The organism is Luteimonas fraxinea (assembly GCF_021233355.1).
Lineage (GTDB): Bacteria > Pseudomonadota > Gammaproteobacteria > Xanthomonadales > Xanthomonadaceae > Luteimonas > Luteimonas fraxinea.
In genome coordinates, this window is sequence record NZ_CP089507.1 from 585,940 (window position 1) to 604,681 (window position 18,742).

The window sequence follows — 18,742 nt, forward strand, 5'->3', positions numbered from 1 at the left end:
GGGCGAAGGCGTGGTCAGTCATGCATCGTCACCCGGTCCGGGACTGCCTTGGTCCGGTCGAGCTTGGTCCAGACCGGCATCGTGATGAAGAACGCGAAGTAGAGGAACGTCAGCACGCGGCCGATGATCGTCTCCACCGGGTCAGTACCGGGACCGGCGCCGATCTTGCCCAGCCACACGAAACACACCACCAGCAGGGCGAGCATGACCTTGGTGATCGGACCGCGGTAGCGGTGCGAGCGCACCTTGCAGCGGTCCAGCCACGGCACCAGGAACAGGATCGCAATCGCGCCGAACATCACCAGCACACCGCTGAGCTTGTGCGGCACCACGCGCAACATCGCGTAGTACGGCGTGTAGTACCAGACCGGCTTGATGTGCTCGGGCGTCACGAGGCGGTTGGCCTCGGTGAAGTTGTCGTGCTCGAGGAACCAGCCGCCGAACGCGGGCGCGAAGAAGATGATGAAGGCCGCGATGATCAGGAAGAAGCAGACGTAGAAGCCGTCCTTCACCGAGTAGTACGGGTGGAACGGAATGCCGTCGGAAGGCGCGGTCGGCGACCAGCGGTTGCCCTTCGGGCCGTACTTGATTTCGACGCCGTCGGGATTGTTCGAGCCCACTTCATGCAGCGCGCCCAGATGCAGCACGACGAGCAGCAGCAGTACCAGCGGCAGCGCGATCACGTGCAGGGCGAAGAAGCGGTTGAGCGTGGCGTCGCTGGGCAGGTAGTCGCCCATGATCCATTCGGTCAGGCCGTTGCCGATCACCGGAATCGCGCCGAACAGCGAGATGATGACCTTCGCGCCCCAGAACGACATCTGGCCCCACGGCAGCACGTAGCCGAGGAAGGCTTCGGCCATCAGCACCAGATAGATCAGCATGCCGAGGATCCACACCAGTTCGCGCGGCTTCTTGTAACTGCCGTACATCAGGCCGCGGAACATGTGGATGTAGACCACGATGAAGAACAGCGACGCACCCGTGGAGTGCATGTAGCGGATCAGCCAGCCCCACTCCACGTCGCGCATGATGTATTCGACCGAGGCGAAGGCTTCCGTCGCGCTCGGCTTGTAGTGCATCGTCAGGAAGATGCCGGTCAGGATCTGGTTGACCAGCACCACCAGTGACAGCACGCCGAAGATGTACCAGATGTTGAAGTTCTTCGGCGCGTAGTACTCGGTCATGTGCTTGCGGTACATCGGCATCAATGCCGGTGCCCGCTCGGTGACCCAGTTGAAGACGCCGTTGGCGCCGCGGACGAGGACGTTGGCCATCAGGCGGCTCCTTCCGGATCGACACCAATGACGAGCGTGTTGTCGTCGGCGTAGTAGTGCGGCGGCACGAGCAGGTTCGTCGGGGCGGGCACGCCGTCATAGACGCGGCCGGCCATGTCGAACTTCGACTTGTGGCAGGGACAGAAGTAGCCGCCCTTCCAGTTGGCGTCGAACGGCGCCGGCCGGATCTCGGCGACCATCTCCGGCGAGCAGCCCAGATGCGTGCACAGGCCGACCAGCACCGAGATGTCGGCTTTGATCGAGCGCAGCTCGGGGTTCGCCGCCAGCACGTACGCCGGCTGCTGGTCGGGATTCCCGGATTCGGGATCCTTGAGCATGCCGTCGAGCGTCGGCAGCGCCTCGAGGATCGCCTTGGAGCGCTTGACGATCCAGATCGGCTGCCCGCGCCACTCGGCGACCAGGCGTTGGCCTTCCTGGAGCGCACTGATGTCCACGGTCACCGGTGCACCGGCGAGCTTGGCCCGGGCGCTGGGATTCCATGACTTGATGAACGGAATCGCGGTCACACCCGCGCCCACCGCTCCCACGACGAGGGTACTGGCGGTCAGGAACCGACGCCGCCCCTCATTGACTGGACCATCCCCACCAGGTCCGCTCACCGCTTCATCGACCATCCGGTACCCCGCCCTCTTTCGGTAGCTGTTGCGTACTGGCTGCCGCGGACCGTTTCGCCCATGTAGGACGGATGGCCGCATATAGAGAGGCCCGAGTGTAGCGGAAGCCTGAATCGACCGACAATCGATTTGCAGATGCCGGAGGCAGATACCGGCTCAGCGGCTGGCAAGCTGGCCGCGATAGCGGTCGGCCAGCGTGCCGACGCGGACCACGTAGCGCTGGGTTTCGGCATACGGCGGCACCCCGCCATGGCGCTGCACCGCGCCTTCGCCGGCGTTGTAGCCGGCCGCGGCCAGAGTCAGGTCACCGTTGAAGCGCTTCAGCAGCCACGCGAGATACTCGACGCCGCCGCGGATGTTCTGCTCCGGGTCGAAGGCGTTGACCACGCCGAAACGCGCTGCAGTGGCCGGCATCAGCTGCATCAGCCCCTGGGCACCGGCGCGCGACAGCGCATTGGGATTGAATGCGGACTCGGCATGCATGATCGCGCGCACGATCGCTTCGTCGACACCGAACTCGCGGGCCGCGCGCGCGACCTCGTCGCGGTAGGCGTTCTCGTTGAGCCGCACGCTGCCGAAGTTCACGCCCGGCGCGGCGCCGCAGGCATAGCAGGTCTCGAAGAAGCTGTAGCGGATCGTGCGGACCGCGGCGACCTGGGCACTGCCGGCCGGCCGGCTGCTGCTGTAGTGCCGCACGCCGTCCTTCACATACGAATAGACCTGGCCCTGCTGCAGGCGCCGCTGGTTGCTGCCGGTCTGCGCCCGGGGCGCCGGCGTCGGTGCTGCGGTCGCGGCGGCGACCGGCCGGGCCGATGCCGTCGTGGATGCAGGCGCAGGCGAGGACGTGCCGCCCATGAAGGTGGCGGGCGCGCCGCTGTCGACATTCGAGGGTGCCGTCGTCGGCGTGGGCGTCGCAGCTGCCGGGCGCGACGCGCGCGTGGCGCTGGAACGCGGCGCCGCAGGCGCGCTACTGACCAGCCGGCAACTGGCGCCACTGACACGCTTGCTGACGTATTGCGGGATGCCGTCGCCGGAATCGCAGCGATACAACGTACTGCCGGCAACCGGAAAGGCCGCCAGCAGACCGAGTGTCGCGATGAGTCCCCATCCCCGTTTCACGATGCGGAGTGTCCGATGTTCGGCGACGGTTGCCAAGTGCTTGATTGTGAACGTCGCTGGCGGTGATCCGGCGTGCCCCCGAGGACGCGGGCGCGGCGCTTCCCGGTACACTGCCCGCCCTCTTCCAGCCATCCGGCCCGGATTCAACGCCGCGCCCCGGACACGCCATGACCCAGACCGCTTCCGCTGCGCCGAACGCGCCTGTTTCCGACCTCTCCGCCGTCACTGCGTCCAGCGCTGCGGCACCGCGCGGCAAGCTCTACATCCAGACCCACGGGTGCCAGATGAACGAGTACGACTCGGCCAAGATGGCCGACGTGCTCGCCGCCAGCGACGGTCTGGAGCTGACAAACAACGTTGAGGAAGCGGACGTCGTGCTGGTCAACACCTGCTCGATCCGCGAGAAGGCGCAGGAGAAGGTCTTCAGCCAGCTCGGCCGCTGGAAGGCGCTCAAGAAGGACGGCAAGCCGGTGCTGATCGGCGTCGGCGGCTGCGTGGCGTCGCAGGAAGGCGAGGCGATCGTCAAGCGCGCGCCCTATGTGGATCTGGTGTTCGGCCCGCAGACCCTGCATCGCCTGCCCGAGCTGATCCGCGCCAAGCGCGAGACCGGCCTGCCGCAGGTCGACATCAGCTTTCCCGAGATCGAAAAGTTCGACCGCCTGCCCGAGCCGCGCGCCGACGGGCCGAGCGCGTTCGTGTCGATCATGGAAGGCTGCTCGAAGTACTGCTCGTTCTGCGTAGTGCCCTACACGCGCGGTGAAGAAGTCAGCCGTCCGTTCGAGGACGTGCTGGTCGAAGTCGTGCAACTCGCCGGCCAGGGCGTGCGCGAAATCAATCTGCTGGGCCAGAACGTCAATGCGTACCGCGGCCCGATGGGTGACGGTGCCGACGCGAGCCTTGGCTCGCGGGAGCAGCCTGTCGCCGACCTCGGCCTGTTGATCCGCACCATCGCCGAGATCGACGGCGTCGACCGCATCCGCTTCACCACCTCGCATCCGCTGGAGTTCTCCGACTCGCTGGTCGAGGCCTATCGCGACGTGCCGCAGCTGGCGAACTATCTGCATTTGCCGGTGCAGGCCGGCAGCGACCGCATCCTGTCGGCGATGAAGCGCGGCTACACGGCGCTGGAATTCAAGCAGAAGATCCGCAAGCTCCGCGCGGTGCGGCCGGACATCTCGATCAGCTCGGATTTCATCGTCGGTTTCCCCGGCGAGACCGAGGCCGATTTCGAGAAGACGATGAAGCTGATCGAGGATGTCGGCTTCGACCAGTCGTTCTCCTTCATCTATTCGCGCCGTCCTGGCACGCCGGCCTCGGATCTCGAGGATTCGGTGACGCAGGAAGAGAAGCACGCGCGCCTGTCTCGCCTGCAGGCACACATCAATGCATACGCGGCCGGCATCTCCGAACGCATGGTCGGCAGTGTGCAGACCGTGCTGGTCGAAGGCCCGTCGCGCAAGGATCCGGCCGAGCTCACCGGCAAGACCGAGAACATGCGTTCGGTGAACTTCGCCGCGCCGGCGCGGCTGATCGGCCAGTTCGTCGATGTCGAGATCACCGCGGCGCTGAGCAATTCGCTGCGTGGCCGCCTCGTGCTCCGCGACACAGACTGATCCGCGCCGCGGAACGGATTTACACGTCCGCCTGTCGCGACCCTCGATAGAATCCGCGCCATGACCAACGCCCTTCCCGAACGCACCTTCCTGCTCGAGCCTTCGGACTCCGAGCGCCTGTCCAATCTCGCCGGTCCGTTCGACGGCCATCTGCGCCAGATTGAGCTGCGGCTGGGCGTCGAAATCGCCAACCGCGGCAACATCTTCCGCATTACCGGGCGCGACGAGGCGATGCTCGACCGCACCGAGAAGCTGCTCAAGGCGCTCTATGCCGAGAGCGAGGCCGAAGTGCTCGACAGCCACGCGATCAACTTGCGGTTGAGCCCGGCGAACGTCGAAGAGGACTACACACCGCAGGAAGTCTCGGTGCGCGTCAAGCGCGGCACGATCCGCGGGCGCGGCGCGAACCAGGCCAAGTACCTCCACAAGATCACCGGCCACGACATCAACTTCGGCGTCGGCCCGGCCGGTACCGGCAAGACCTTCCTCGCCGTTGCGATGGCGGTCGAAGCGCTCAACGAGGCCAAGGTCCAGCGCCTGATCCTGGTCCGGCCCGCGGTCGAGGCCGGCGAGAAGCTCGGCTTCCTGCCCGGCGATCTGACCCAGAAGGTCGATCCCTATCTGCGCCCGCTCTACGACGCGCTGTACGAAATGCTCGGCGTGGAGAAGGTGGCCAAGCTGCTGGAACGCAACGTCATCGAGATCGCGCCGCTGGCCTACATGCGCGGCCGCACGCTCAACGATGCGTTTGTGATCCTCGACGAGGCGCAGAACACCACGATCGAACAGATGAAGATGTTCCTGACCCGTCTGGGCTTCGGCTCGACCGCGGTCGTGACCGGCGACCTCACCCAGATCGATCTGCCCAAGCACGTGAAGTCCGGGCTGCGCGATGCGATCGAAGTGCTGCACGAGGTCGAGGGCGTCAGCTTCACGTTCTTCGAAGCACGCGACGTGGTGCGCCATCCGCTGGTCGCCCGCATCGTCACCGCCTACGAGCGTCGCGACGCGAGCGATTCGGCCAATGGCCCGGTGGCGCGCGGATGACGCGAGGCCCTACCCGCCTCGATGTCGCGATCGGCTATGCGCTGCCGCGCAGGGGCCTGCCGGCCGCGACGAGTTTCCGGAAGTGGTCGGCGGCCGCGCTGGCCGGGCGCATCCGCGAGGCAGATCTGGCGATCCGGATCGTCGACGAGGACGAGGGCCGCGCGCTCAACCGTCATTACCGCGGCAAGGATTACGCGACCAACGTGCTGAGCTTCCCGGCCGAGCTGCCGGAAGGCCTGCCCGAGGGCGTGCGTCTGCCGCTGCTCGGTGACCTCGTCATCTGCGCACCGGTGGTCGCGCGCGAGGCCGCCGAGCAGGCCAAGTCCTTGAACGCGCACTACGCGCATCTCACCGTGCACGGCGTGCTGCATCTTCTGGGCTGGGACCACGAGGACGACAAGGACGCCGAGGCGATGGAGCAGTTGGAGCGCGAGATTCTCGCCGGCCTCGGCATCGAGGATCCCTACGCCGGCGAGCTGCGCTGACGGGCGCCTCCACGGCGGCCTGATAGACTGCCGCCAAGGCCCATCCGGGCGATTCGCGAACACGCACCACGCCATGTCCGAGGACGACAGTCGACCCTCCCCCGCCTCCGAACCCCAGGAGCGCCGCCGCGGCTGGCTCGAGCGGCTGAGCTCGGCCATTTCCGGCGAGCCGAGCAACCGCGAGGACCTCGTGGAACTGCTCCGCGATACCCACGCAGACGGTCTGATCGATGCCGACACGCTGCGCATGTTCGAAGGCGCGCTCGGCATTTCCAGCAAGACGGTCGGTGACGTGATGGTGCCGCGCGCGCAGATGGTCGCCCTCCCCGCCGAGGCGCCGTTCCTCGAGCTGATGCGGCAGGTCGTCGAGTCCGGCCATTCGCGCTTTCCGGTGCACGGCGACGACAAGGACGAGATCCTCGGCATCCTGCTGGCGAAGGATCTGCTGCGCGGCGTGGTGGCCGACAACGGACCCGGCTCGATCCACGAGTTGCTGCGTCCGGCGGTGCTGATTCCCGAATCCAAGAAGCTCAATGTGCTGCTGCGCGAGTTCCGCCTGTCGCGCAACCACATGGCGATCGTCATCGACGAGTACGGCGGCGTCGCCGGTCTGGTGACGATCGAGGACGTGCTCGAGGAAATCGTCGGCGAGATCGATGACGAACACGACGATGCCGAGGATCCGAACGCCCTGATCGCGGCCCAGGCCGACGGCCAGTTCGCGGTCAGCGCACTGACCCCGATCTCCGATTTCAACGAGCGCTTCGGCTCCGATTTCGACGACGCCGAGTACGACACCATCGGCGGCGTGATCACCGGCGCGATCGGGCATCTGCCCGAGGTCGGCGAGGAACTCACCCTCGGCCGTTTCGCGTTCCGGGTGACCGATGCCGACTCGCGACGCCTGCACGCGCTGCACGTCAGCGTGCATGCCGAAGCCTGATCTGTCGCGCGGGCCGACGCGCGTGTTCGCGCGCGCGGTCGTGCTGTTGTTGTGCCTGACGCTGTGGCCGCTGCTCGCGGTCGCACAGGACGCGGGCGTGCCGCGCATCGGCGTGGCGACGATGCAGCCCGGCGACGTGTTCTTCGAACGTTTCGGCCACAACGCGCTGGTCGTCGACGATCCGGCGCAGCCGGAACCGCTGTCGTACAACTTCGGCTTCTTCGACCCGAACGAGCCGGACTTCGTGCCGCGCTTCATCCGCGGCGACATGCGCTACATGCTGGCCGCGTTGCCGCTCGCCGACGATCTCGCCTACTACCGCGATGTCGGCCGCGGCGTGTCGATCCAGTGGCTGGATCTCGATCCGGCGCAGGCCCGCGAGCTCGCCAGCGCGCTGGCCGAAAACGCGAAGCCCGAGAACGCGCACTACCGCTACGACTACTTCACCGATAACTGCTCCACGCGCGTGCGCGATGCGATCGACACCGCGCTCGGCGGCGCGCTGCGCGGCCAGCTGCAGGGCCGCTCGCGCGGCAACACCTACCGCGGCGACGCGGTGCGCCTGGCCTCGCCGGCGCTGTGGATGTGGCTGGGCTTCGACATCGGTCTGGGTCCGTCCGCCGATCGTCCCAATGCCCTGTGGGAAGACGCGTTCGTGCCGATGCGCCTGGCCGATGCACTGCGCAGCGTGCGCAACGTCGATGGCCGTCCGCTGGTGTCGGGCGAGCAGATCATCGTGCCGCATACGCAGGCACCGGAACCCGCCGAGCGCGCTCGCCTGCTGTGGCCGTGGCTGGTGGCCGGTCTCGTGCTGGGCGCGGCGATTCTCGTCGTCGGCCGGTTCGCACCGCGTGCCCTGGCCGCGATCGCCCTGCCGTTCTGGACCTTGAGTGCCCTGCTCGGCGGGGTGATGTTGTTCCTGTGGCTGGGCAGCGAACACGTCTTCGCCTGGCGCAACCACAACCTGCTGCTGTTCAACCCGTTGTGCCTGCTGCTGCTGCCCGGCGGCTGGCGCATCGCACGTGGACGCGCGCCCGGCGCTCTGTTTCGTTGGGTGCTGGCCACGGTGCTGGTGTGCGGCATCGTCGCCCTCTTCCTGCACTGGCTGCCGGTGTTGCCGCAGCGCAATGCCGCATGGCTGTCGCTGCTGATGCCGGTGCATGTGGGGTTGTTCTGGGTGTTGCGGCGGCGGCCGACGGGTCTCACGCGCAACTCTTGATCGTCATCCCGGCGAAAGCCGGGATCCAGCGTCTTTCGTCGGGGGACCCGCAAGCTCTCACCAAAGTCTCTGGATTCCGGCTTGACCAGACCTCCGTCTGTTGAGAGCTGCCGGAATGACGGGTTTTCTCGTCACTGACGCGAGTTCGATCGCTGCGCCATTCGCAAGGTGCCTCAGGCACAAACGCCTGCATACGTATGCACCCCGACCACGCGGAATGCGCGTGCAAGAATCCAGACGCACGCACGATTGCACGCGTCTGGGAGGGCGCCGCACGATGTCGAACCGTCTCGTCGGATTACTGGCCGCACTGTTGCCGCTCGCCACCCTCACCGCACTCGCTGCCGAACCGCGCACCAGCGCGCGTGTCGCGTCGCCGGATGCGCGTATCACTGTCGAGGTCACGACCGACAACGAGGGCCGCGCCAGCTACGCCGTCAGTCGCGACGGCCGCCCGGTCATCGCGCCGTCGCGACTGGGCCTGATGTTTACCGACACGCGCAAGTTCGAACGCAATCTGGCGATCGTCGATCAGCACACGCAGGCGCACGACGAACGCTGGGAGCAACCCTGGGGCGAGCGCCGGCAGATGCGCGACCACCACAACGCGTTGCGGGTCACGCTGGCCGAGACGGCTGGACCGAAGCGCCGCTTCGATGTCGTGTTCCGCGTGTTCGATGACGGCGTCGGTTTCCGCTACAACATTCCGAAGCAGCCCGGGCTCGATCGCCTGTCGATCGCCGAAGAGCTGACCGAGTTCGACATCGCCGATGCCGCCACCGCGTGGTGGATTCCCGCTTTCGAATGGAATCGCGAGGAATACATCTATCACCGCACGCCGGTCGACCAGGTCGGCCAAGCGCAGACGCCGATCACGTTGCGCACCGGTGACGGCCTGCATCTGTCGATCCACGAGGCGGCACTCGTCGACTACTCGGGCATGAACCTCGCGCGCGTCGATGGTCGCCGCTTCCGCGCCGCGCTGACGCCGGGCATCGGCGCGGCCAAGGTCGAAGTGGCCACGCCGTTCGCGACGCCGTGGCGCACGATCCAGATCGCTGATCGCGCTGGCGGACTGGTCGAGTCGGGCCTGATCCTCAACCTCAATGCACCCAACGCGCTCGGTGATGTGTCGTGGGTGCGGCCGATGAAGTACGTCGGGATCTGGTGGGAGATGCATCTCGACCGCAAGACCTGGGCGTCGGGGCCGAAGCACGGCACGACCACCGCGCACGCGATCCGGCACATCGATTTCGCCGCGGCGAACGGCTTCGGCGGCGTGCTGGTCGAAGGCTGGAACGTCGGCTGGGACGGCGACTGGTTCGGCAACGGCGAGACCTTCAGCTTCACCCGGCCCTACCCAGATTTCGACATCGAAGCCGTGACCCGCCACGCGCGCGACAAGGGCGTGACCCTGATCGGCCACCACGAAACCTCCGGCCACGCCGCGCACTACGAATCCCAGCTTGACGATGCGATGGCGCTCTACGGACGTCTCGGCGTGCAGGCGGTCAAGACCGGTTACGTCGCTGACGCGGGCCAGGCCAAGGTGCGTGGCGACGACGGCGCACTGCATTACGCCTGGCACGAAGGCCAGGCGATGGTGCGTCACCACCAGAAGGTCGTCGAAGCCGCGGCGGCGCAGCACATCAGCGTCAATCCGCACGAGCCGGTCAAGGACACCGGCCTGCGCCGCACGTATCCGAATCTGGTCACGCGCGAAGGCGCGCGCGGCATGGAGTACAACGCCTGGGGCCAGCCGGGCAATCCGCCGGAACACGAAGCGACGCTGGTCTACACGCGCCTGCTCGCCGGGCCGATGGACTTCACCCCGGGAATCTTCGGCATGGATACCAAGTCCGGCACGCCGATGGCGACGACGCTGGCCAAGCAGCTGGCGCTGTACGTGGTGATCTACAGCCCGCTGCAGATGGCGGCCGACCTGCTCGAACACTACGAGTCGCGGCCCGAGGCATTCCAGTTCGTCCGCGATGTGCCGGTGGACTGGGAGGAGACGCGCGCGCTCGATGGCGCGGTCGGCGAGTTCGCGGTGATCGCACGCCGCGAGCGCGGTGGCGACGACTGGTATCTGGGCGCGGTGACCGACGACACCGCGCGCACGGTCGCGTTGCCGCTGGATTTCCTCGATCCAGACCGTCGCTACACCGCGCAGATCTACCGCGACGGCGACGGCGCGGGTTGGCGCACCGATCCGCATGCGATCGCGATCGAATCGCGCGACGTCGGCGCCGGCGACACGCTGTCGATCGCGATGGCATCGGGCGGTGGCCAGGCGGTGCGTTTCATCGCACGCTGAGCGCCCAGCGCGTCCCCGGCCCACGGCGGAGGCGCGCATCGTCGTCCCACACATCTCCGCGCTTGTCGCGCCCGCGCAGGTGGCGGACGATGGCGCGATGCAGACCCCTTCCGATCCAGTCCCCGCCGTGGCACCCGAGACCGCCAACCCAGCCTGCGTGGTCAATTGCGCGGTGTACGGATCGGATGGCCGCAAGCAGAACATCCTGCTCGACGACATCAGTGACGTGCTGGCGATCGACGACGGCAGCTTCGTGTGGATCGGTCTGTACGAACCGGGTGCCGACGTGCTGGCGCAGCTGCAGGAGGAATTCTGCCTGCACGATCTCGCGATCGAGGACGCCGGCAAGGCGCACCAGCGGCCGAAGATCGAGGCCTATGGCGATTCGCTGTTCATCGTTGCCAACACCGCGCAGGCCATCGACGAGCGCATCGCCTATGGCGAGACGCACATCTTCCTCGGCGCGCGCTATCTGGTGACCGTGCGCCATGGCGCGTCGCTGTCGTATGCGCCGGCGCGGCAGCGCATCGAGCGCGAACCCGAACTGATGGCGATGGGCGCACCGGCGGCGCTGTACGCGGTGCTCGACGCGATCGTCGACAACTATCTGCCGATCGTCGACGACTTCAAGACGACGCTCAATGCGCTCGAGCAGGACATCATCAGCGAGCAGTTCCATCGCGGTATCGTGATCCGGCTCTACCAGCTCAAGCGCGAGCTGACCTACATGCGCGTCGCGGTGACGCCGCTGCAGGACGTGCTTTCGCAGCTGGTGCGCAGCAGCAGCCCGCTGATTCCGAGCGAAGCCAAGCTCTACATCCGCGACGTGCTCGACCACTCGGTGCGCATCAACGAGACCATCGACGCGATCCGCGACATCCTCGGCACCGCGCTGGGCGTCAACCAGGCGCTGGTGACACTGACACAGGGCGAGATCGTCAAGAAGCTCGGTGCCTGGGCCGCCCTGCTCGCCGCGCCAACGCTGATCACCAGCTGGTACGGCATGAACTTCCACGACATGCCCGAGCTCGACGAACGCTACGCGTATCCGCTGCTGATCGGCGGCGTGGCCGTGGTGATGGTGGTGCTCTACCGGATGTTCAAGAAGGCGCGCTGGCTGTAACCGCGCGGCCGCGCATTCACGCGGGCCAGAAGCGCACGAACAGTTCGCGGATCGCGAGACCGCCGCCGCCGATCAGGATCGCGAAGTAGACCATCGTCAGCACGTTGGCGACGTGGCCCAGCAGCACCATCAGGCCGTCACGCTGCAGCAGGCCGATCGCCAGACACATCAGGGCGACGCCCGGGATCGTGTTGCTGAAGGGAATGAAGCCGAACGGCGCCATCAGCAGCACCGCGCCGAGGACCAGCGCGCTGTCGTTGACCAGTCCCATCGCGCGGCCGTCGGTGAGTCGCGACAGACGGCCGGGCTTTGTGATGCGCTCCAGACGACGGACCCACGTCAGGCCGGTATCGAGCGCGCCGCGCAGCCGGCCAGCGGGCACGGTGCGACGCCGCACCGCATCGGGCAGCCACAGCGCGCGACCGGCCATGCGGGCGACGCCGATCAGCACGATCACCGCGCCGAACACGGTACTGACGCCGGGAATCGATACCGGAATCAGGAACACCAGGGTCAGCAGGATCACCAGCAGCAACATGCCCTGGGTACCGAGCTCGTCGACCAATGGGCCGACCTGCACATCGCCATCGGGCAACCGCGCAATCAGCGACTGCAGCTGCCCGCGCAGGGTCAGCGTGTCGTCCGCGTCGGTCATCGTGTCGCGCTCTCGATCGCGTTGAAACTGGGGGCTGACCTGCTGTGCAGGCCGTTCGCGACAGCCTGCATGGGCGCTCGACACGGGATTCGGAAGCGCGATGCTAGCAGGCGCTCCGCGCGTCTACGACGAAAGTCTTAAGACCCTGGCGCCGCATTCGACCGATTGCGCATTGACCCCACGCGCCCCGGGGGTGACCCTGTGCGCGTCTTCCCGGGGATTAACTGAAAATGAAGGGTGCCATCAATCACGTAGTCTGGGGCGCGGTCGCGCTGCTGGGCGCGTCCTGTATGGGCGTTGTCGCCCTGCGACAAGGCGAACAGATCAGCGCGCTCTGGATCGTCGTGGCCGCAGTCTCGATCTATCTGGTCGCCTACCGCTACTACAGCCTGTATATCGCCGAGAAGGTGTTGGGGCTCAATCCGCGTCGGGCAACCCCCGCGCACGTCAACAACGACGGTCTCGATTACGTTCCGACCAACAAGCACGTGCTGTTCGGTCACCACTTCGCCGCCATCGCCGGCGCCGGTCCGCTGGTCGGTCCCGTGCTCGCTGCGCAGATGGGTTATCTGCCCGGCATGCTGTGGCTGATCGTCGGCGTGGTGCTCGCGGGCGCCGTGCAGGACTTCATGGTCCTCTTCATCTCCACCCGCCGGAACGGCCGTTCGCTCGGTGATCTCGTGCGCGAGGAAATGGGCCAGGTCGCCGGCACCATCGCGCTGTTCGGCGCCTTCATGATCATGATCATCATCCTCGCGGTGCTGGCGATGATCGTCGTCAAGGCGCTGGCCGAGAGCCCGTGGGGCATGTTCACGGTGATCGCGACGATGCCCATCGCGATCTTCATGGGCATCTACATGCGCTACATCCGCCCGGGCAAGATCGGCGAGATCTCGATCTTCGGCATCATCGCCCTGCTCGCCGCGATCTGGTTCGGTGGCAAGGTCGGCGCGGATCCCTACTGGGGCCCGGCCTTCACCTTCACCGGCACCCAGATTACCTGGATGCTGATCGGTTATGGCTTCGTCGCCGCGACCCTGCCGGTGTGGCTGCTGCTCGCCCCGCGCGACTATCTGTCGACGTTCCTCAAGATCGGCGTGATCGTCGCGCTGGCCATCGGTATCGTCATCGCCAGCCCGGAAGTCACCACGCTGAAGATGCCGGCGCTGACCGAGTTCGCCTCCACCGGCGATGGTCCGGTCTGGAAGGGCGGCCTGTTCCCGTTCCTCTTCATCACGATCGCGTGTGGCGCCGTCTCCGGCTTCCATGCGCTGATTTCCTCTGGCACCACGCCCAAGCTGCTCGCCAACGAAACCCACGCCCGCTACATCGGCTACGGCGGCATGCTGATGGAATCGTTCGTGGCGATCATGGCGCTGGTCGCGGCCTCGATCCTCGATCCGGGCATCTACTTCGCGATGAACAGCCCCGCAGCGGTGCTCGGCACGGACGTGCAGAGCGCAGCGGCCGCGGTCAGCCAGATGGGCTTCGTCATCACGCCCGAGGCGCTGGAACTCAAGGCCCAGCAGATCGGCGAAAGCACGATCATCTCGCGCGCCGGTGGCGCACCGACGCTCGCTGTCGGTATCGCGGTGATCCTGCATGACGCCCTGCCCGGCACCGGCGACGGCGCCATGGCGTTCTGGTACCACTTCGCAATCCTGTTCGAGGCGCTCTTCATCCTGACCGCCGTCGACGCAGGTACCCGCGCCGGTCGCTTCATGCTGCAGGACCTGCTCGGCAACTTCGTGCCGGTGCTGCGCAAGACCGACAACTGGGGTGCGAACGCACTCGGCACCGCAGGCTGCGTCGCGCTGTGGGGATACTTCCTCTATCAGGGCGTCGTGGATCCGCTGGGTGGCATCAACACCCTGTGGCCGCTGTTCGGTATCGCCAACCAGATGCTTGCGGGCATCGCACTGATGCTGTGCACGGTGGTGCTCTTTAAGATGAAGAAGGACCGCTACGCATGGGTCACCGTCGTGCCGGCGGCATGGCTGCTGATCTGCACCACGTCCGCAGGTCTGATCAAGCTGTTCGACCCGAAGCCGGCAATGGGCTTCCTCGCCCAGGCCCGCCACTACCAGGCGGCGCTGGCCAACGGCGAACTGCTGGGCGCGGCCAAAACCGCGGGCCAGATGCGTCAGGTCATCGTCAACGGCTACGTCAATGCCGGCCTGACGGCACTGTTCCTGTTCGTGGTCTTCAGCGTGCTGTTCTTCGCCGTCCGCGCCATCCTCAAGGCTCGCCGCGCACCCGCGCCGACGGCGAAGGAATCGGCGTTCGTCGAACTGACGCCCGAACAGCAGCAGGCCTGGCTGTGACGGCGCGGCTCGTGACCGGAGTGCGGACCTGATGGCCGGCGCGCTGGTTCCCGTCGAGTACTTCGCCACGCACAAGCGTGTGTGGCGAAGGGTCGTCCAGACGGCGCGGCTGTGCTGCGGCGTCCCCGACTACGACAACTACGTGCGCCACATCCTCGAGAAGCATCCCGACCGCGAGCCGATGGACTACAAGACGTTCTTCCGCGAACGGCAGGAAGCCCGCTTCGGCGGACGCAACGGGTTCCGTTGCTGCTGATCCAGGACGATACTTGACACGACGACGGGCGGAACCTCAAGGTTCCGCCCGTTTTCGTTTGGGCGATGCCGTTATGTCACGGCAGATGATCGGGATCACCGTCGCGAGGGCGGCCTGAGCAGCCAGCTCCTGGCAGGGCAACGCTGATTGAAGCTCTTGTTCGTCATTCCCGCGAAGGCGGGAATCCAGTGCTCTTCCGTCTGGTGGTCTGAGACCAATGGATCCCCGCTTTATCAGACATGCGTCTGAAAGCGCGGGAATGACGGATTCTTCAACGCTCCCCAACTTGTTTCTCTTGCTTAGGGTTCGGCTTTGGCATCGGCTTCGGCTCTGGCTTCCAGCTCTTGATCTGAATCGAGCCGTAAAGAGAGCCGAGCACCGGAGCCTGGCGAGGCCGAAGAGCAGCCCATGTCTGAGCGCAGCGAGTTTGGGCTGCGTGCCGCGTCAGGCGAGGAGCACGGGGGACCGATGCGGCTTCATCGCATCGGCTCGCGTCCGGCGAAGACGGTTTTGCTTACTTTTGCCAAGACAAAAGTAAGCCGCGCGACAGCGCGGAAGCCCTGTACTTGATCTTCGCTTTGCAAGCACTTCGTCTGGGGCCCATCAAAATACGAAGCCAAGGCTGAGAAGCGAACAGCAAGTGCAGAGCTTTCGCCCGCTACGCGTGCGAGTTCCTTTTTGACGGGCCAAAAAGGGAACCAAAACCCCCCTTCGCCGGACGCGATCTGACACGGCTGCGCCGCGCCGGTTCCCTGCGCTTCTCGGACGACGGGGCACGCAGCCCAAACTCGCTGCGCTCAGACATGGGCTGCTCTTCGACCCCGCCGCCCTGCGATGCTCGGCTCGCTCTACGGCTCGATTCAGATCAAAGGCATAAAGCCAAAGCAGAGCAAAACAGGAGCCGAGCAAAAGCAAAAACAAAAGCAACACTCAAAGCCAGATCACTGCCCCGCCATCGCCCGCAAGCCGATGCCCACCAGATACGCCAGCACCGTCCCGGTCGCATAGCCCAACGCGCCGAGCAACGCGCCAACCGGCGCGAGCGACGGATGGAATACCGAGGCGACGACCGGCGCCGACGCAGGGCCGCCGATGTTGCTCTGCGAGCCCATCGCGAAATAGAAGAACGGCACCCGCAGCGCCTTGCCGAGCGCCCACAGCAGCGCGATGTGGATGCTGATCCAGATCAGGCCGAGCAGGAACAGCCACGGCCGGTCGGCGAGCGCGAAGATGTCCATCTGCATGCCGATGCAGGCGATCAGGATGTAGAGCAGCAACGTGCCGATCTTCGATGCGCCGGCGCCATCGAGCGTGCGCACGCGGGTGAAGCTCAGGCCCAAGCCGATCAACGTCGACAGCACGACGACCCAGACGAAGGGCTCGTGCAGGCTGACCTGTCGCGCCCAGCCGACATTGGCGCCGAACCATGCCGACGCCGGACCGGCGATCGCATGCGACAGGCCGACTGCGCCGAAGGCGATACCGACGATCAGCATCAGATCCGTCAGCGTGGTCACCCGCTCGTGTTCGGCCTGGTAACTGGCGAGGCGTGTCTTGAGCTCTTCGATCGCGCGCGTGTCAGCGCCGCTGCGCGCATCGATCTTCGCGGCGCGGCCAGCGAGGAAGATCAGTACCGCCATCCACACGTAACCGACGCCGACATCGACGACCACGAACTGGCCGAACGTGGTTTCGTCGACGGCGAAGACCTCTTTCATCGCGACCATGTTCGCGCCGCCGCCGATCCAGCTGCCGGCCAGCGTCGCCATGCCGGCCCAGGTATCGCCGGCGACGGTTTCGGGATGCAGGACGCCCATGATCCAGAACGCGGCGAAGGCGCCGATCATCACCGTGATCGATGCGCCGATGTACATCAGCAGTAGCTTGGGGCCCAGCCGCAGCACGCCGCGCAGATCGATGGTCAGCGTCAGCAGCACCAGCGCGGCCGGCAACAGCACGCGGCTGGCGACCGGGTTGTAGAGCGCGCTCGCGCTGCCGTCGATCAGGCCGACCGTGTTGTAGATGCCGGGGATGAAGTAGCACAGCAACAACGCCGGCACGTAGGTGTAGAAGCGCTTCCACGGGCCGCTCGGACGCGACGCGGTCCAGAACACGGCGGCGAGCGTCGCGGCGATCAGGCCGAACAGCACGATGTCGTTGGTGATCAGCGCCGTCGACGGCGTTGCGGGATCTGCGGCCATGGACGGCGCCTTCTATCGCCCGCCCGCTGCGCGCAGGCCGCGACGGCGGCTGCCGCGGCAAGGGCGCCGTCATCGGCGACGGCGTGGCGGCATCGTGCCACAGCGGAACCGCTGCGCAAGCGCCGTCGCGCGCCATGCATCGATCCTGCAAAGTCGGCCTGCCGTTCGCCGGCCGACGCGTGCCGGCGGACGTGATTCCGTCGGCTGTAGCGCCGTTACTGCCCTGCCATCACCCGCAGGATCTGCCCGACCAGATAGGCGATCAGCGTGCCCGTCGCGTAGCCCACCGTACCGAGCAACACGCCGACCGGTGCCAACGTCGGATGGAACGCGGCCGCCACGACCGGTGCCGAGGCCGCGGCGCCGACGTTGCCCATCGAGCCGACGCCGATGTAGAACATCGGCGCCTTGACCAGCCGCGCCGCGCCCCAGATCACCAGCACGTGCACCAGCATCCAGATCGCGCCGATGGCGATCAGTTCCAGACGGTCGAACAGCCGCATGAAATCCATCTGCATGCCGATGCACGCGATCAGGAAGTACAGGAACACGGTGCCGATACGCGATGCGCCAGCGTCTTCGAGCCTGCGGGCTTTAGTAAAGCTCAGCACCAGACCCGCCAGCGTGGAGATCAGCACGACCCAGACGAACGAGGAGTCCAGGCTGAAACGCGACGCCCACTCGAACCGGCCGAACCACGCCGACAGCGGATTGGCGATCGCATGCGCCAGACCGACGAAACCGAATGCGACCGCGACGATGATCATCAGGTCGTTCAATGTCGGAATCCGCGCGTTCGCGGCTTCATGCGCGGCGATGCGCGATTTCATCTCGTCGATCGCCGCGGTGTCCGCGCCGCTGCGCGCATCGATCTGCGCCGAGCGGTTGGCGAGGAACAGCAGCGTCGCCATCAGCAGGCTGGCCATCGCGACATCGACGACCGCGAACTGCCCGAACAACGTGGCATCGACCTCGTAGACCTCGCGCATCGCGACCATGTTGGCGCCGCCACCGATCCAGCTGCCGGCGAGCGCTGCCATGCCTTTCCAGGTATCGCCCGCGACCGCAGGCGGATGCACCCACTCCATGATCTGGAACGACACGATCGCGCCGAGCACGATGCCGACCGTGCCGGCGACGAATACGAACAGCAGCTTCGGTCCGAGCCTGAGGATGCCCTTAAGATCGATCGACAGTGTCAGCAGCACCAGCGCCGCGGGCAGCAGCACGCGGCTGGCGATCGGGTTGTAGAGGCTGTTCTGTTCGCCGTCGATCAGGCCGACGGTGTTGTAGAACGCCGGCACGAAGTAGCACAGCAGCAGCGCCGGCACCCAGGCGAAGAACTTCTTCCAGAACGGCGTGGGCCCGCTGGCGAGCCAGAAGATGAGACCCAGGGTGGCCGCGATCAGGCCGAAGAGCACGATGTCGCTGGTGATCAGCGCGGTGGACGGTGTGACGGTTTCGATCGCCATCTTGGCGGACCTCCATTCCTGGTGTTGCGGTGACGCACAGACGCGAACGGCCGGCATGC

Annotated in this window: 15 protein-coding genes; 9 read left to right on the top strand and 6 right to left on the bottom strand. The window is 66.3% G+C overall.

Annotated elements, in window-relative coordinates:
• Positions 1-14 precede the first annotated feature (14 nt).
• From LU699_RS02565 to LU699_RS02575, 3 genes are all read right to left on the bottom strand, one after another.
• Entirely contained in the window at positions 15-1,274 is a 1,260-nt protein-coding gene (locus LU699_RS02565; RefSeq protein ID WP_232137844.1) for a cytochrome b, read from the bottom strand.
• The gene (gene petA / locus LU699_RS02570) at positions 1,274-1,909 is read right to left on the bottom strand and encodes a ubiquinol-cytochrome c reductase iron-sulfur subunit (protein ID WP_268738816.1); all 636 of its coding nucleotides are present in this window, start codon (positions 1,907-1,909) and stop codon (positions 1,274-1,276) included. The genes LU699_RS02565 and petA overlap by 1 nt, the downstream gene beginning before the upstream one ends.
• 156 nt (positions 1,910-2,065) lie before the next feature.
• Positions 2,066-3,028 carry a lytic transglycosylase domain-containing protein gene (locus tag LU699_RS02575; RefSeq protein ID WP_425491140.1) on the bottom strand — a complete coding sequence of 321 codons (963 nt, stop codon included), beginning with the start codon at positions 3,026-3,028 and terminating at the stop codon, positions 2,066-2,068.
• Between the two features lie 167 nt (positions 3,029-3,195).
• Here LU699_RS02575 and miaB point away from each other — a divergent pair, with 167 nt between their 5' ends.
• From miaB to LU699_RS02610, 7 genes are all read left to right on the top strand, one after another.
• Positions 3,196-4,641: a tRNA (N6-isopentenyl adenosine(37)-C2)-methylthiotransferase MiaB gene (miaB, locus tag LU699_RS02580; protein ID WP_232137845.1), complete on the top strand. Its 1,446-nt coding sequence runs from the start codon at positions 3,196-3,198 to the stop codon at positions 4,639-4,641.
• A 60-nt stretch (positions 4,642-4,701) separates the two neighbouring features.
• On the top strand, positions 4,702-5,688 hold the full coding sequence (locus tag LU699_RS02585; RefSeq protein WP_232137846.1) for a PhoH family protein: 987 nt from the start codon (positions 4,702-4,704) through the stop codon (positions 5,686-5,688).
• Positions 5,685-6,173, top strand: coding sequence for an rRNA maturation RNase YbeY (gene ybeY, locus LU699_RS02590; protein ID WP_232137847.1), 489 nt, complete (start codon positions 5,685-5,687; stop codon positions 6,171-6,173). Before LU699_RS02585 ends, ybeY begins: the two co-directional genes overlap by 4 nt.
• A gap of 73 nt (positions 6,174-6,246) precedes the next feature.
• Complete coding sequence (locus LU699_RS02595) at positions 6,247-7,116, top strand: CorC family transporter (protein WP_232137848.1); 870 nt, start codon at positions 6,247-6,249, stop codon at positions 7,114-7,116.
• The gene (locus LU699_RS02600; protein WP_232137849.1) at positions 7,103-8,335 is read left to right on the top strand and encodes a lipoprotein N-acyltransferase Lnb domain-containing protein; all 1,233 of its coding nucleotides are present in this window, start codon (positions 7,103-7,105) and stop codon (positions 8,333-8,335) included. The genes LU699_RS02595 and LU699_RS02600 overlap by 14 nt, the downstream gene beginning before the upstream one ends.
• A 277-nt stretch (positions 8,336-8,612) precedes the next feature.
• The gene (locus LU699_RS02605; RefSeq protein WP_232137850.1) at positions 8,613-10,652 is read left to right on the top strand and encodes a glycoside hydrolase family 97 protein; all 2,040 of its coding nucleotides are present in this window, start codon (positions 8,613-8,615) and stop codon (positions 10,650-10,652) included.
• Positions 10,653-10,749: 97 nt separating this feature from the next.
• A complete protein-coding gene (locus tag LU699_RS02610; protein ID WP_232137851.1) occupies positions 10,750-11,775 on the top strand; it encodes a magnesium and cobalt transport protein CorA in 1,026 nt (341 codons plus the stop codon).
• A 16-nt stretch (positions 11,776-11,791) separates the two neighbouring features.
• On the opposite strand, the gene LU699_RS02615 is transcribed toward LU699_RS02610, so the two are convergent.
• A complete protein-coding gene (locus tag LU699_RS02615; protein WP_232137852.1) occupies positions 11,792-12,430 on the bottom strand; it encodes an exopolysaccharide biosynthesis protein in 639 nt (212 codons plus the stop codon).
• A gap of 230 nt (positions 12,431-12,660) precedes the next feature.
• Between LU699_RS02615 and LU699_RS02620 the strand changes: the two genes are divergently transcribed.
• A complete protein-coding gene (locus LU699_RS02620; protein ID WP_232150351.1) occupies positions 12,661-14,754 on the top strand; it encodes a carbon starvation CstA family protein in 2,094 nt (697 codons plus the stop codon).
• Between the two features lie 31 nt (positions 14,755-14,785).
• Positions 14,786-15,010, top strand: coding sequence for a YbdD/YjiX family protein (locus LU699_RS02625; protein ID WP_232137855.1), 225 nt, complete (start codon positions 14,786-14,788; stop codon positions 15,008-15,010).
• 941 nt (positions 15,011-15,951) lie between these two features.
• Here the strand turns inward: LU699_RS02625 and LU699_RS02630 are convergent.
• Both LU699_RS02630 and LU699_RS02635 read right to left on the bottom strand, forming a co-directional pair.
• Positions 15,952-17,211, bottom strand: a complete 1,260-nt coding sequence (locus tag LU699_RS02630) for a DUF819 family protein (RefSeq protein WP_232134728.1) — start codon at positions 17,209-17,211, stop codon at positions 15,952-15,954.
• A gap of 215 nt (positions 17,212-17,426) precedes the next feature.
• A complete protein-coding gene (locus tag LU699_RS02635) occupies positions 17,427-18,683 on the bottom strand; it encodes a DUF819 family protein (RefSeq protein WP_232134727.1) in 1,257 nt (418 codons plus the stop codon).
• Between the last annotated feature and the right edge of the window lie 59 nt (positions 18,684-18,742).